Source organism: Cellulomonas sp. GTC20042 (assembly GCF_055389595.1).
Map to the genome: position 1 here is coordinate 134,655 of NZ_AP043678.1, position 13,488 is coordinate 148,142.

General features: G+C 75.1%; 11 protein-coding genes. 8 read left to right on the forward strand and 3 right to left on the reverse strand.

Annotated features, from left to right (window positions below; all coding sequences use genetic code 11):
* Positions 1-36 precede the first annotated feature (36 nt).
* Both ACZ5HG_RS00665 and ACZ5HG_RS00670 read left to right on the forward strand, forming a co-directional pair.
* Positions 37-957 carry a dihydrodipicolinate synthase family protein gene (locus ACZ5HG_RS00665; protein ID WP_464179630.1) on the forward strand — a complete coding sequence of 307 codons (921 nt, stop codon included), beginning with the start codon at positions 37-39 and terminating at the stop codon, positions 955-957.
* Between the two features lie 109 nt (positions 958-1,066).
* A complete protein-coding gene (locus ACZ5HG_RS00670; RefSeq protein WP_464179632.1) occupies positions 1,067-2,149 on the forward strand; it encodes an SMP-30/gluconolactonase/LRE family protein in 1,083 nt (360 codons plus the stop codon).
* A 132-nt stretch (positions 2,150-2,281) separates the two neighbouring features.
* Here the strand turns inward: ACZ5HG_RS00670 and ACZ5HG_RS00675 are convergent, their stop codons facing one another.
* The 3 genes from ACZ5HG_RS00675 to ACZ5HG_RS00685 all read right to left on the reverse strand — a co-directional run bounded on the left by ACZ5HG_RS00675 (position 2,282) and on the right by ACZ5HG_RS00685 (position 6,454).
* Complete coding sequence (locus ACZ5HG_RS00675) at positions 2,282-3,475, reverse strand: glycoside hydrolase family 1 protein (protein WP_464179634.1); 1,194 nt, start codon at positions 3,473-3,475, stop codon at positions 2,282-2,284.
* Positions 3,475-5,742: a glycoside hydrolase family 3 C-terminal domain-containing protein gene (locus tag ACZ5HG_RS00680; protein ID WP_464179636.1), complete on the reverse strand. Its 2,268-nt coding sequence runs from the start codon at positions 5,740-5,742 to the stop codon at positions 3,475-3,477. The genes ACZ5HG_RS00675 and ACZ5HG_RS00680 overlap by 1 nt, the downstream gene beginning before the upstream one ends.
* Positions 5,743-5,842: 100 nt before the next feature.
* Positions 5,843-6,454 carry a TetR/AcrR family transcriptional regulator gene (locus ACZ5HG_RS00685; RefSeq protein ID WP_464179638.1) on the reverse strand — a complete coding sequence of 204 codons (612 nt, stop codon included), beginning with the start codon at positions 6,452-6,454 and terminating at the stop codon, positions 5,843-5,845.
* Positions 6,455-6,635: 181 nt separating this feature from the next.
* Between ACZ5HG_RS00685 and ACZ5HG_RS00690 the strand changes: the two genes are divergently transcribed.
* From ACZ5HG_RS00690 to ACZ5HG_RS00715, 6 genes are read left to right on the forward strand one after another with little or no spacing between them, the layout of a single operon-like run.
* Positions 6,636-8,174 (forward strand): ABC transporter substrate-binding protein, encoded by a 1,539-nt coding sequence (locus tag ACZ5HG_RS00690; protein WP_464179640.1) that lies wholly within the window; start codon positions 6,636-6,638, stop codon positions 8,172-8,174.
* Positions 8,175-8,190: 16 nt separating this feature from the next.
* Positions 8,191-9,132, forward strand: a complete 942-nt coding sequence (locus ACZ5HG_RS00695) for an ABC transporter permease (RefSeq protein ID WP_464179642.1) — start codon at positions 8,191-8,193, stop codon at positions 9,130-9,132.
* Complete coding sequence (locus tag ACZ5HG_RS00700; RefSeq protein WP_464179644.1) at positions 9,129-10,919, forward strand: dipeptide/oligopeptide/nickel ABC transporter permease/ATP-binding protein; 1,791 nt, start codon at positions 9,129-9,131, stop codon at positions 10,917-10,919. Before ACZ5HG_RS00695 ends, ACZ5HG_RS00700 begins: the two co-directional genes overlap by 4 nt.
* Positions 10,916-11,278 carry an ATP-binding cassette domain-containing protein gene (locus tag ACZ5HG_RS00705; protein ID WP_464179646.1) on the forward strand — a complete coding sequence of 121 codons (363 nt, stop codon included), beginning with the start codon at positions 10,916-10,918 and terminating at the stop codon, positions 11,276-11,278. Before ACZ5HG_RS00700 ends, ACZ5HG_RS00705 begins: the two co-directional genes overlap by 4 nt.
* Positions 11,170-11,832, forward strand: a complete 663-nt coding sequence (locus ACZ5HG_RS00710; protein ID WP_464179648.1) for an ATP-binding cassette domain-containing protein — start codon at positions 11,170-11,172, stop codon at positions 11,830-11,832. The genes ACZ5HG_RS00705 and ACZ5HG_RS00710 overlap by 109 nt, the downstream gene beginning before the upstream one ends.
* Complete coding sequence (locus ACZ5HG_RS00715) at positions 11,829-13,406, forward strand: family 20 glycosylhydrolase (RefSeq protein WP_464179650.1); 1,578 nt, start codon at positions 11,829-11,831, stop codon at positions 13,404-13,406. The genes ACZ5HG_RS00710 and ACZ5HG_RS00715 overlap by 4 nt, the downstream gene beginning before the upstream one ends.
* Positions 13,407-13,488: the final 82 nt, after the last annotated feature.

Genomic DNA, 13,488 nt, shown 5'->3' on the forward strand with positions numbered 1-13,488 from the left:
GCCGCCGCCCCTTCCCGCACCTCCCGAGGAGACACGATGTCCGCACGGCCCCTGGCCGGTGTCCTGCCGGTCGTCCAGACCCCGTTCGCGCCGGACGGCCGGATCGACGAGAGCACGCTCCGCCGCGAGATCGACTGGGTCCTCGACCACGGCGCCCACGGCGTCACCACCGGCATGGTCAGCGAGATCCTGCGCATGACCACCCCGGAGTGCGAGCGGCTGGCGGCCGTCGTCGCCGAGCAGGCGGGGTCGCGCGGGGCGCTCGCGGTGGTGTCCTGCGGCGCCGAGTCGACCTTCGGGGCGGTGGCCGCCGCCCGGCACGCGGAGAGCGTCGGCGCCGACGCGGTGATGGCGATCCCGCCGATCACCGTGCAGCTCGAGGACGACGCCCTGTTCGGCTACTACTCCGCGATCATCGAGGCGACCTCCCTGGGCGTCGTCGTGCAGGACGCCTCTGGCTACGTCGGCCGGTCGCTGAGCATCGGTCTGCAGATGCGGCTGCTCGACCGGTACGGCGAGCGCGTCTACTTCAAGCCGGAGGCCGCGCCGATCGGTCAGCGCCTCACGCTGCTCCGCGAGGCCACCGGCGGGCGGGCGCGCGTCTTCGAGGGCACCGGGGGCGCCGCCCTGGTCGACTCGTTCCGGCGCGGGATCGTCGGCACGATGCCCGGCGCCGAGGTGACCTGGGCGATCGTGCGGCTGTGGGACCTGGTCTCCGCCGGCGAGTGGGACGCGGCCTACGAGATCAGCGGTCCGCTGTCCTCGCTGGTGGCGCTGCAGACCTCGATCGACGTGTTCGTGGCGATCGAGAAGCACCTGCTGGTCCGGCAGGGCGTGCTGCCGCGCGCGGACACCCGCGCCCCGCACGGCTTCGTGCTCGACCACGAGACCCGCGAGGAGGTGGACCGGCTGTTCGACCTGCTGCGCGCCCGCACCACCGCGGACCGCGCGGCGTGACGTCGGCGTCGTCGGTGGGGCGAGCGGGGCGAGCCGGGCGAACGCCGGGCCGCGTCTCGGGCCGGATCTCCGTGGTGCCCGCCCGGACCGTGCTGGCAGGCTGCCGCCCGTGACCGTCGTCGACCTGACCGCCGCCCGCCCCGTGCACCGGCTGGACCTGCGGGACGTCGCCGCACCCGCCGACCCGGTGTGGTGGGCGGTCGCCGGGGAGGAGCGGGCCGCGCTCGGCGAGCACCCGCTGCACGACCCGCTGACCGGCGACCTGCTCTGGGTGGACGTCGACGCCGGCACCGTGCACGGCTGGGGCGGGCGTCCGCTGCGCACGCCGACGCCGGTCGGGCTGGTGTGGCCGACGGCCTCGGGCGGGCTGCTGCTCGCCACCGCCGCCGGGATCGCCGCGCTGCCCGCCACCGCGCGCGGGGTGGGGCCGCGTCCGGCGGAGCGCGACCGGTCCGGTCCCGCCGATCCGTCGATCACGGCCCCCGACCTCGGCCCGCTGCTGCGCCCCGCCGACATGCCGGACGGCTACCGGTTCAACGACGGCGGCACCGATCCGCGCGGCCGGCTGTGGATCGCCTCGATGCGCTCCGACGGCGGGGCGGTGCGTGACGGCACGCTCTACCGCCTCGACGTGGCCGGTGCGGACCCGGCCGCCGACACCGCCGGCGCCCCGGCAGGCCAGCCCGGCGCAGCCCTCGCCCGCGCGCACCTCACGCCGGTCCTCCGCGGCGTGCACTGCGGCAACGGCATCGCGTGGAGCCCGGACGGGTCGACGATGTACCTCACCGACTCGGTGACCCGCACCGTCCACCGCCTGCCCTACGACGTCGAGCGCGGCACCGTCGGCGCGCCGGAGGTGCTGCTCGCGCTCGCCGAGGGTCAGGGTGCGCCGATGCCGGACGGCACCGCCGTGGACGCCGACGGCGGGCTGTGGGTGGCGGTCTGGGGCGGCGGCGTCGTGCTGCGCCTGACCCCGGAGGGCGAGGTGCTCGGCACGGTGCCGCTGCCGACGCCGCTGATCACCTGCCCCGGCTTCGGCGCCCCCGGTTCCGGCGCGCTGTGGGTCACCACCGCCGGGTCGCCGGCCCCGGTGCTCGGCGCCGCGCCGCCCGCCGACCCGCTGGCCGGCGCGCTGCTCCAGGTCCGGGTGGACGCCGAGGGCGTGCCGGTGGTGCCGGTCGCCGGCCTCTGAGCGCCCCGGCGGTCGTCCTGAGGCGGCCCGGGTGCGATCCGGCCGCCCGGCGGCGCTCCGACTCGAGCTGCCCTGCGTCGCCCGCGATCCGGCCGCCCGGCGGCGCTCCGACTCGGGCCGCGGCACCCGCGCTCAGGCGGTCCGCGCCGCCCGTGCCACCTCGCCGAGCCACCGCGCGCTGGGCTTGGCGGTCCGCTCGAAGGTCGTGCGGTCCACGGTCACCAGCCCGAAGGTCGGCCCCCAGGAGCCCCACTCGTAGTTGTCGAGCAGGCTCCAGTGCAGGTAGCCCCGCACGTCGATCCCGTCGGCCATCGCCCGGGCGAGCCCGTCCAGCGCGCCCTGGGTGTAGGCGATCCGCTGGGCGTCGTCCGCCGTCGCGATGCCGTTCTCGGTGACCAGCACCGGCACCCCGGGCAGCCGTGCCGCCGTGTGGCGCACCGCGTGCTCCAGCGAGGCCGGGTAGTACTCCCAGCCGGTCTGCGTGCGGGGCGTGCCCTCCGGGACCGGGCGCGGGCCGTCGGCGTCGATCACGGTGCGGGTGTAGGTCTGCACGCCGATGAAGTCGTCCTCGCGCGCCATGTCGAGGAACTGGTCCTCGCGCGACCACGACCAGTCGATCAGCCGCGCCCGCACGGCGGGGTCGTCCTCCTGGCCCGCGGGCGCCTGGAACACCTGGTTGGCGACCGTCCACCCGGTGCGCACCCCCGGCAGCGCCGCCAGCTCCTCGCGCGCGGCGTGGTGCGCCAGTGCCAGCACGTCGGCGACCTGCTGGTCGGGCGGCGGCATCGTGCCCGCCTGCAGCTCGGTGCGCTCGCCGGCCCGGAGCATGGCGGCCATCAGCGCGACCATGTTCGGCTCGTTGATCGTGCAGACCCACTCCACGCCGTCCAGCACGGGCAGCACCGTCCGGACGTAGCGCCGGAACAGCTCGACGGCGTCCTCCCCGCGCCAGCCGCCGGCCGCGGCGAACCAGGCGGGCGAGCTGAAGTGGTGCAGGGTGACCACCGGCGTGATCCCACGCTCCAGGCACCCCTCGACGATCCGCCGGTAGTGCGCCAGCGCGGCGCGGGAGACCTGGCCCTCGACGGGCTCGACCCGGGCCCACTCGATGCCGAACCGGTAGGTGTCCAGCCCCAGGCCGGCCAGCAGGTCGAGGTCCTCGTGCCAGCGGTGGTAGGAGTCGCAGGCGTCGCCGCTGCGTTCGGGCAGCGGGCCGCCGGGGCGGTTCTCCAGCGCCCAGATGTCGCTGGCGACGTTGTTCCCCTCGATCTGGTGCGGGGAGGTCGACGCGCCCCAGAGGAAGCCGGCAGGGACGACGGCGCGCATCAGGCGTCCGTCCCGTCGGTCGCGAGCGAGCGCCGGTTCTCGGCCGCCTCCGCCACCATCGCGGCGACGGTCGCGCGGGAGACGCCCAGCCCGAAGGAGCGCAGCTTGTCGAGCGGGATCGACAGGAACATCCGCAGCAGCTCGGGGGCGACGTGCGCGTCCCGCCCGCGCAGGCCGGCGCGCTCCATCAGCGCCGCCAGCACCGGTGCCCCGGCCGGGTCGGCGCGCCACTCCTCGATCGTGGAGGTGCCGTCCAGCGGCCGTGCCAGCCCGTCCGTCTCGACGGGCACGGTGGTGCTCAGCCGCAGGTCGCGCGAGGACGCGCCGACGTGCACCCGGTGCTCCCCGGCGCGTCGCCGCCACGTCCCGGAGCGGGCGTCCCAGGTCGCCAGCGCGTCCTCGTCCAGCCGCAGCGTGACCACCCGCGCGGCCCCGGCGTCCAGCGGGACGACCTGGAAGGCGCGCAGCTCCGCCGGTGCGGTGGGGGTGGACCCGGCGGGGGCGCCGGTGTAGACCTGCACCACCTCGGTCCCCGCGCGCTCCCCGGTGTTGTGCAGCGTGATCGTGACGTCCCAGCCCGCACCCCGGCGCTCCACCCGCAGGTCGCGGTAGTCGAAGGTCGTGTAGGTCAGCCCGTGGCCGAAGGGGTAGGCGACCGGTCGCTCCAGGGCGTCCAGGCCCCGGTAGCCGACCAGCGTGCCCTCGCCGTAGACGCTCACGCCGTCGGACCCGGGGAAGGTCAGCGCCGAGGGGTGGTCGGACAGCCGCTGCGGGATGCTCTCGGCCAGCCGGCCGGAGGGGGCGAGCTCGCCGAGCAGCAGGTCGGCGGTGGCCGCGCCGCCTGCCTGGCCGAGCAGCCAGGTCTCCAGCACGGCGTCGACCTCGCCCGCCCACGGGTGCACGTCCACCACGCCGCCGTTGGTCAGCAGCACCACCGTGCGGTCCACCACGCGGGCGACCCGGCGCAGCAGCTCCACCTGTCCGGCGGGCAGGTCCAGGTCGGTGCGGTCGAAGCCCTCGGACTCGGCGGTCTCCGGCAGCCCGAGGTGCACCACCGCGACGCGGGCGCCCCGGGCGGTGCGCACGGCGTCCTCGATCTGCTCGGCACCGGCGATCCCGTGCTCGTCGTAGCCCGGCGCGTACCGGACCGCGCCGGCACCCAGTCGCTCGCTCAGGGCGCCGAGCAGGTCGCTGACCTCGGTCGGGACCACGCGGGAGGATCCGCCGGCCTGGATGCGCGGCTGCGCGGCGAGCGCGCCGACCAGGGCCACCCGGGTCAGGTCGGCACCGCGCAGCGGCAGCACGCCGTCGTTGCTCAGCAGCACCGCCGAGCGGGCGGCGGCCTCGCGGGCGAGCACGGCGTTCGCGGCCTGCACCCGCTCCACGGCGGCGGGGTCGATCCGGCGGGCGGGGCCGAGCCGGTCGGCCAGGGCGCGCATCCGCTCCACCGCCCGGTCCAGCACCGCGGCGGGCAGCCGGCCGTCCTCGACCGCCGCGACGATCTCCTCGTCGGTGCCGGTCGGCGGCATCTCCAGGTCGTTGCCGGCGGCGAGCGCCGCCACGCGGTCGTCCACCGCCCCCCAGTCCGAGACGACGACGCCGCGGAAGCCCCACTCGTCGCGCAGCACGGAGGTCAGCAGCCACGGGTCCTCGGCGGCGTGCGCCCCGTTGATCCGGTTGTAGGCGCTCATCACCATCGCGGGGTCGGCGGTGCGCACCACGTGCTCGAAGGCGCGCAGGTAGGTCTCGCGCAGGGTGCGGTCGTCCACCCGGGCGTCCACCCGCATCCGGTCGGTCTCCTGGTTGTTGACCGCGAAGTGCTTGACGCACGCGCCCACCCCGGCGGACTGGATGCCGCGCACGGCGGCGGCGGCCAGGCGCCCGGTCAGGTACGGGTCCTCCGACAGGTACTCGAAGTTCCGGCCGCCGAGCGGGGAGCGCTTGATGTTCATCCCCGGGCCGAGCACCACGTCCACGCCGAGGGCGGCGGCCTCCGCGCCCAGGCCGGCGCCGACGCGCTCCACCAGGTCGGGGTCCCAGCTCGCGGCCAGCCCGGCGGCGGGCGGGAAGCAGGTCGAGGGGAGCGAGGTGCCCAGGCCGAGCGCGTCACCGGCACCCTCGGGCTGGCGTCGCACGCCGTGCGGGCCGTCGGACAGCACCAGCGAGCGCACCCCGGCGCTCTCCGTGGTCGTCCAGGTGCTCGCGCCCGAGGTGAGCGCGGCGCGTTCGGCGACGGTGGCGTGCTGCGGGGGGTGCGGGGTGGTCATGCCTGCTCCTCGTCGAGCGGCGGCGTCGTGCGGAGCCGCGTGCTGCACCGGCCGGTCGGCCGGTCGCGGCTCAAGTTACCACGTGGTGACTTTTGCTCGATCAGGGGTCGACCCGGATCCCCATCCGCCGGACCGCGTCCCGGATCACCGCCAGCACGTCGATCGACCCCGGATCGAGCAGCCACTGCACCTGGAGGCCGTCCATCAGGGCGATCAGCTCGATCGCCGCGCGGTCCGGGTCCACCGGCGGGTCCACCGGTGCCGCGTGCGCGAGCTCGTTCCGCAGCGAGGTGGTGAGCGTCTCGCGCACCGTGCGGTAGCGCTCGGCGAAGAACGCGTGCGACGGGTGGTCGGGGGAGGTCGACTCGGCGGAGATCTTGGTGAACAGCTCCACCAGGGCGGGGTGCTCGGTGCCTCGGCGGACCGTGCCGGCGAGGATCTCGGCGAAGGAGTCCCCCCGCTCGCGCTGCTCCCGCTGCGCCTGGCGGGCCTCGTCGTCGCGGCGCTCGAGCACCCGGAGCAGCAGGTCGTCCTTGCCGGGGAAGTGCTTGAGCACCCCGGCGTGCGTGAGATCGGCAGCGGCGGCGATGTCTCGCAGCGACACCGCGTGGTACCCGGACCGGGCGAACAGGTCGAAGGCTGCGTCGAGGATGCGCTGCCGGGTCCGCTCGCCCTTGGTGAGCCGCTGCTCGGGCCCCGTGGTGGTGCTCATGCGGCCCATCCTCTCCTGTCGCCGCGCCCCGCGCGTGGGGCCTGACCTCGGGCGGGACCGCGGCCCTCCGGATCTGTTTGGAGGCGTCAGGCACGGCGTGTATGTTCGTTCGAAGTTACCACGTGGTGACATTTTGACACCGGTCCGACGACGGGCCGGTCGGCTCTCCGCTGGAGGAACGATGACGATCCTGGATCGGCGCACCGGACGGGTGGCCGTCGGCGCCCTCGCGACCGCGCTGGCGCTCACGGCCTGCGGCTCGGCCGGGTCGGACGACGGCGGGGACGCCGCGACCAGCCTGGACGTCGCGACCATGACCCTGCCGCAGAGCCTCGACCCCGCCGTGGCCAACGGCAGCGCCCTGCCGTTCTTCCAGGCGGTCTACGACTCGCTGCTCGAGCGCGAGCCGGACGGCAGCTACCAGCCGCAGCTCGCGACCGACTGGGAGTGGGACGAGGCCCGCACGGCGCTCACCCTGACCCTGCGCGACGACGTCACCTTCGACAGCGGCACCCCGCTCGACGCCGCGGCCGTCAAGGCCAACATGGAGCGGTTCGCCGCGGGCACCGGCGCCAAGGCCAACTGGCTCGCCGGGGTGACCGGGATCGACGTGGTGGACGCGACGCACCTGGTGGTGCACCTCGACACCCCCGACCCGGCCTTCGAGTACTACCTGTCCGACGCCGCCGGCCTGATCGCCGACCCCGCGTCCTTCGACGACCCGGACACGCTGTCGACCACGCCGGCCGGCACCGGCCCCTACGAGCTCGACCCCTCCACGGTGATCGGCACAAGGTGGGTCTACACCCGCGCCGACGACTACTGGGGCGACGAGCCCGACTTCGACACGATCACGATCAGCTACTTCGACAACGAGACCGCGATCGTCAACGGCCTGAAGACCGGCCAGATCGACACCGCCGTCATCCAGGACGCCAACCAGCAGCTCTCGCTGGAGGGTGCCGCCGGCCTGACGGCGCAGGACTTCGACATCGACGTGCAGGGCATCATGCTCTTCGACCGCGCCGGCGTGGTCACCCCCGAGCTGTCCGACGTGCGGGTGCGCCAGGCGATCAACTACGCGATCGACCGTGGCACGATGCTGACCCAGATCCGCCAGGACAAGGGCGACGTCACCGGCCAGATGTTCGGCCCGGCCAGCGAGGGCTACTCCGCCGACCTGGACGACGCCTACGCCTACGACCCGAAGAAGGCGAGGGCGCTGCTCGCCGAGGCCGGGCTCGCCGACGGCTTCGAGCTCAAGCTGCCGCTGATGCGTTCCCTGGTGCCCGACGCCCTCCAGTCCTCGCTGACCGCCGACCTCGCCGCGGTGGGCATCACCCTGACCTGGGTGGACGTCGACCAGGGTGACGCGCTGCGCCGGGTGTTCGTGGACCGGGAGTTCTCCGGGCTGGTGATGAACATCGGGCAGATGCCGATCGACTGGCTGGTCGCCAAGGACCTGGTCGTGCCGGGCACGTTCAACCCGTTCGGCTACAGCGACGACACCGTCGCCGCCCTGCTGCCCGAGCTCCAGGCCACCCCTGCGGCGGACGCCGCCGAGGTGGCCGGGGCGCTGAACCAGCACCTGGTGGACGACGCGTGGTTCGTGCCGTTCTACCGGATGACCTACACGCTGGTCACCAGCGCCGACGTCGAGGCGACGCCGGAGGTCGGCATGGCGGTGCCGGCGATCAGCAACTACCGGCTCGCCGACTGACCCCGGGCCACCGACCGTGCTGAGCTTCGTCCTGCGCCGCCTGGGGGCGGGTGTCGTGCTGCTGCTCGTCATCTCGTTCCTCACCTTCGTGCTGCTCTCGGTGCCGCACCTCGACGTCGGTCGCCAGCTGCTGGGGCAGCAGGCGGCGCAGTCGCTGGTGGACACCAAGAACGCCGAGCTGGGCCTCGACCAGCCGATGCTGGTGCGCTACCTGCACTGGCTGACGGCGGCGGTGCAGGGCGATCTCGGCCGGTCCTGGTTCACCAGCGAGGACGTGCTGACCGCGATCGGGAACCGGCTGCCGGTGACCCTGAGCATCGTGGTCGGCGTCACCCTGGTCACCGCGGTCGTCGCTTTCGGCCTGGGCATCTGGGCCGGGGTGTCCCGCGGCGTGGTCGACCGGGTGGTGCAGGCGGTCGGCGTGCTCGGGTACGCCCTGCCTGGCTTCCTGGTCACTCTGGTGCTGGTGCTGGTGTTCGCGGTCCGGCTCGGCTGGTTCCCGGCGATCGGCTACATCCCGCTCGCGGACTCCCCGAGCGGCTGGCTGTCCACGATCACCCTGCCGGTGCTCTCGCTGTCCGTGGCGAGCATCGCCGGCGTCTCGCAGCAGGTGCGGGGATCGGTGATCGACGTGATGCGGCAGGACTACGTGCGCACCCTCGTCTCGCGCGGGCTGTCCCGGCGCCGGGTGCTGGTGCGGCACGTGCTGCGCAACGCCGCCGCCCCCGGGCTGACCGTGCTGGGCATGCAGTTCGTCGGGCTGCTCGGCGGCGCGGTGATCGTCGAGCAGTTGTTCGGCCTGCCGGGGATCGGCGCGATGACCGTGGCGTACACCACCCGCGGGGACATCCCGATCATCATGGGCCTGGTCATGGTCGCCGTGATCGGGGTCGTCGTCATCAACCTCGCCATCGACGTGCTGGTCGGCTGGCTCAACCCGAAGGCGCGGCTGGCATGACCGAGGCGATCACCCCCGAGACCCCCGCCGCCGAGGCAGGCCGGCGGCGCAGCCACCCGGTGCGCCGGTTCCTGCGCAACCCGCAGGGCGTCATCGCGGCGACGGTGCTGCTGCTGGTCGTGGCCGCGGTGCTGCTCGCCGGGGTGCTGACCCGGTCCGCGCCGGACGCGGGCGTGCTGGCCGATGCCCTCGGCGGCGCGCGCCCCGGGCACCCGCTGGGCTTCGACTCCGCCGGGCGCGACATCTGGTCCCGGCTGCTCTACGGGGGCCGCAACACCCTCGGCGGCGCGGTGCTCGCGCTCGCGGCGGCCGTGCTGCTCGGCGTCCCGTCCGGCCTGCTCGCCGGGTACTACGGCCGCTGGTTCGACTCGCTCGCCACCTGGGCCACCAACATGCTCATGGCGCTGCCCGCCATGGTGGTGCTGCTGGCCTCGCGGGCGATCCTCGGCCCGACCGTCTGGGTGCTGATGGTGGTGCTGGGCGTGCTGGTGTCGCCGAGCTTCTTCCGCCTGGTGCGCAGCACCGTGGCCGACGTGCGCGGCGAGCTCTACGTCGACGCCGCCCGGGTGTCCGGGCTGACCGACGCGCGGATCGTGCTGCGGCACGTGCTGGTCGTGGTGCGCGCCCCGATCATCATCCAGGTGTCCCTGGTGGCGGGTGCGGCGATCGGCCTCCAGGCCGGGCTGGAGTTCCTCGGTGTCGGCAGCGGCTCCATCCCCACCTGGGGCGCCATGCTCAACGAGGCGTTCCAGAACGTGCAGCGCAGCCCGATCCTCATGCTGTGGCCCGGGCTCGCCCTCGGGCTGACCTCCGCCGCGCTGGTGCTGCTGGCCAGCGCGCTGCGCGACGCCCTGGAGGACACCGGCGGCACCCCGCCCTCGGCGCGACGGCTGCGCCGCGAGCCGGTCGCACCGCCCGCCACCCTCGACACCGCCGGTCCCCGGGCGTCGCTGCTCTCGATCCGCGACCTCGCGGTCACCTACGGCACCGGAAACGGTGCGATCGAGGTGGTGCACGGGGTGGATCTCGACGTGGCCGAGGGCGAGATCGTCGGCCTGGTCGGCGAGTCCGGCTCCGGCAAGAGCCAGACCGCGTTCTCCGCGCTCGGCATCCTGCCGTCCGGCGGGCGGGTCTCCCGCGGATCGGTGCTGGTCAACGGCACCGAGGTCGTCGGCCTGCCCGAGCGCGAGCACCGCCGGCTCCGCGGCAGCGTGGCGGCCTACGTGCCGCAGGAGCCGATGAGCAACCTGGACCCGGCGTTCACCATCGGCGACCAGCTGGTCGAGCCGCTGCGCCGGGTGCGTGGCCTCGGCCGGACGGCGGCCCGGGAGCGTGCGACCGAGCTGCTGCGCCAGGTCGAGATCCACGATCCGGAGCGGGTGCTGCGGTCCTACCCGCACGAGATCTCCGGCGGGATGGCGCAGCGCGTGCTGATCGCCGCCGCGATGAGCTGCGACCCCCGGCTGCTGGTCGCCGACGAGCCGACCACCGCCCTCGACGTCACCGTGCAGGCCGAGGTGCTCGAGCTGGTGCGCCGGTTGCAGGCCGAGCGCGGCATGGGCGTGCTGCTGGTGACCCACAACCTGGGCGTCGTCGCCGACCTGTGCGACCGCGTGGTCGTGATGCGCGCCGGGCGGGTGGTCGAGAGCGGCCCCACCGCGCAGGTGCTCACCGCGCCGCGCGAGGAGTACACCCGCAGCCTGCTCGCCGCGGTGCTGGACGACGCCCCGCCGCGCGGGCCCTGGTCGCCGCGCACGTCCGAGATCCCCATGGAGGCCCCCGCATGAGCGCCACCCCCACCTCCGCCGACGCACCCGTGCTGTCCGTGCAGGACCTGCACGTCTCCTTCCCCGGCCGCGGCTGGCGTGCCCCGCGCACCGAGGTGCTGCACGGCATCGACCTGGAGGTGCGCGAGGGGGAGACCGTCGGGCTGGTCGGCGAGTCCGGCTCCGGCAAGACCACCATCGGTCGCGCGGTGCTCGGCCTGGTGCCGGTGGCGTCCGGGCGAGCTCCGGCAAGACCACCATCGGTCGCGCGGTGCTCGGCCTGGTGCCGGTGGCGTCCGGGCGGATCGAGCTGCTGGGCCGGTCGATCGCGCACGCCGGGCGCCGGGAGCGCCGCCGGCTCAGCCGCGACCTCCAGGTGATCTTCCAGGACCCGTACACCTCGTTGAACCCGTCGCTGCCGATCGGCTCCACGCTGGCCGAGCCGCTCGACGCCCAGGGGCTGTCCCACCGGGACGCCCGCCGCCGGGTGCTCGACCTGCTCGACCGGGTGCAGCTGCCCGCCGACGCCGCCGCCCGGCTGCCGCGCGAGTTCTCCGGCGGCCAGCGGCAACGGATCGCCATCGCCCGTGCCCTGGCCGTGGAGCCCCGGCTGATCGTCTGCGACGAGCCGGTGTCCGCGCTGGACCTCAGCACGCAACGGGTGGTGCTCGACCTGCTGGTGAGCCTCCAGGAGCAGACCGGCGTCGCGTACCTGTTCATCTCGCACGACCTCGCGGTGGTCCGGCACCTCAGCCACCGGGTGAACGTGATCCACCGCGGCGAGATCGTCGAGCACGGGGACGCCGAGCAGGTCACCGACCACCCGCAGCACCCCTACACCCAGCGCCTGCTGCTGTCCGCGCCCGTGGTCGACCCGACCGCGCAGCGTGCCCGCCGCGACGCCCGTCGTCGTCTGGAGGAGAGCCCCGCATGAGCGTCGTCCCCGTGGTCCCCGCACCGCAGGTGCTGCGCGCCGTCGGCTCCGCCGGGTCGTTCGGTGCTGCGGAGCCGCACGGCACCGCCGGCACGATCGCCGTGCACCTGCCCGAGGGCGCCGACCCCGGCGTGCTCGCCTGGTTCGCCGACCGGGTGGGCGGCGCGGTGCGTCGGGTGGATGCGGCGCAGGACGCCGACCTGGTGGTGGCCCTGGACGACGCCGTCACGCTCGGCCTGGACCACCTGCCGGAGGCGCGCGGCGTCGACCCCCGCGGCGTGCCGGTCGACGAGCGGCACCGGGTGGTCGCGGACGGCGGCCGGGTGCGGATCGAGGCGGTCGACCCCGCCGGCGTGGCCCGTGCGCTGGCCACCGTCGCCCAGCTGCTCGACGGGGGCGACCTGCCGGGCGCGCTGCCAGGGGCGCTGGTCGAGGACGGACCGGCGTTCGCCTGGCGCGGGCTGTCGCTGGACGTCGTCCGGCACTTCTCCACCGCCGAGGAGGTGCTGCGGGTGATCGACCTGCTCGCCGCACTCAAGATGTCCGTGCTGCACCTGCACCTCACCGACGCCCAGGGCTGGCGGCTGCCGGTGCCCGGCCGACCCCGGCTCACCGAGGGCACCGGCCCCGCCTACACCCCGGACGACCTGGCCCGGATCCTCGCCCACGCGGCGCAGCGGCACGTCACCGTCGTGCCCGAGGTGGACCTGCCCGGGCACAGCGCCGCCGCGGTGGCCGCCTACCCCGAGCTCGCCACCCCCGCCGGCTATGCCCACCCCGGCGCCGCGTACCTCGACCCCGAGGTCGACGCGGTGCTGCCCTTCGCCCGCGACGTGCTCGACGCGCTGGTCGCAGCGGCCCCCGGCCCCTTCGTGCACCTCGGCGCGGACGAGGCCTTCGGGATGCCGGAGGACCGCTACGAGCGCTTCGTGCGGGCGGCGCACGGCCACCTGCGGTCCCGCGGCAAGCGCGTCGTCATGTGGCAGGAGGCGGTGCGCGCCGACGCGGCCGGCCCCGACGACGTCGTGCAGTACTGGATCGGCCCGGACAACCCCTTCGACACCCCGGCCCTCAAGGCGCGCGCGCCCGAGGCGATCCACGGGCTGATCGACCAGGCCGAGGCGCTGTTCGCCCGCGCCCCCGGCGACCTGCCGGTCGCGGCCGCCGCCGGTGTCCCCGTGCTGCTGTCGTCCAACACGATGCTCTACCTCGACCGACCGTACGCGGAGCCGGCGGCCGACCACGCGGGGGAGCAGCGCCGCGCGCGGCTGGGGATGCCGGACGCCGAGGCGCGGACCCTCGCACGGACCTTCGACTGGCACCCCGACACGCTGCCCGAGCTCGCCGGCGTGGAGGTCGCCGGGATCGAGGCCGCGATCTGGTGCGAGACCGTGACGTCTTTCGAGGACCTGACGTTCCTGCTGCTGCCCCGGCTGGCCGGTGCGGCGGAGCGGGCGTGGACCGTGCGGGCGACGACGTGGGAGGACCACGCGGCGCGTCTGCCGGCGGCCGCCCGGCTGTGGGCGGGGCTGGGGTTCACCACCGCGTTCGTCCCGGCACCGGGCCCGCGCTGACCCGAGGGGCCGGGCGGCGGCGCCGGGCGGCGGCGCGGTGCCCACCTGCGCGCGGCGGCACAGCGTGCGTCCCGCGGTGCTC

What these genes read in the sequence shown, in the direction of transcription:
- ACZ5HG_RS00665 (WP_464179630.1), top strand. Translation starts at nt 37, where the DNA reads ATGTCCGCACGGCCCCTGGCCGGTGTCCTGCCGGTCGTCCAGACCCCG.
- ACZ5HG_RS00680 (WP_464179636.1), bottom strand. Translation starts at nt 5,742, where the DNA reads ATGACCACCCCGCACCCCCCGCAGCACGCCACCGTCGCCGAACGCGCC.
- ACZ5HG_RS00705 (WP_464179646.1), top strand. Translation starts at nt 10,916, where the DNA reads ATGAGCGCCACCCCCACCTCCGCCGACGCACCCGTGCTGTCCGTGCAG.
- ACZ5HG_RS00690 (WP_464179640.1), top strand. Translation starts at nt 6,636, where the DNA reads ATGACGATCCTGGATCGGCGCACCGGACGGGTGGCCGTCGGCGCCCTC.
- ACZ5HG_RS00715 (WP_464179650.1), top strand. Translation starts at nt 11,829, where the DNA reads ATGAGCGTCGTCCCCGTGGTCCCCGCACCGCAGGTGCTGCGCGCCGTC.
- ACZ5HG_RS00685 (WP_464179638.1), bottom strand. Translation starts at nt 6,454, where the DNA reads ATGAGCACCACCACGGGGCCCGAGCAGCGGCTCACCAAGGGCGAGCGG.
- ACZ5HG_RS00675 (WP_464179634.1), bottom strand. Translation starts at nt 3,475, where the DNA reads ATGCGCGCCGTCGTCCCTGCCGGCTTCCTCTGGGGCGCGTCGACCTCC.
- ACZ5HG_RS00700 (WP_464179644.1), top strand. Translation starts at nt 9,129, where the DNA reads ATGACCGAGGCGATCACCCCCGAGACCCCCGCCGCCGAGGCAGGCCGG.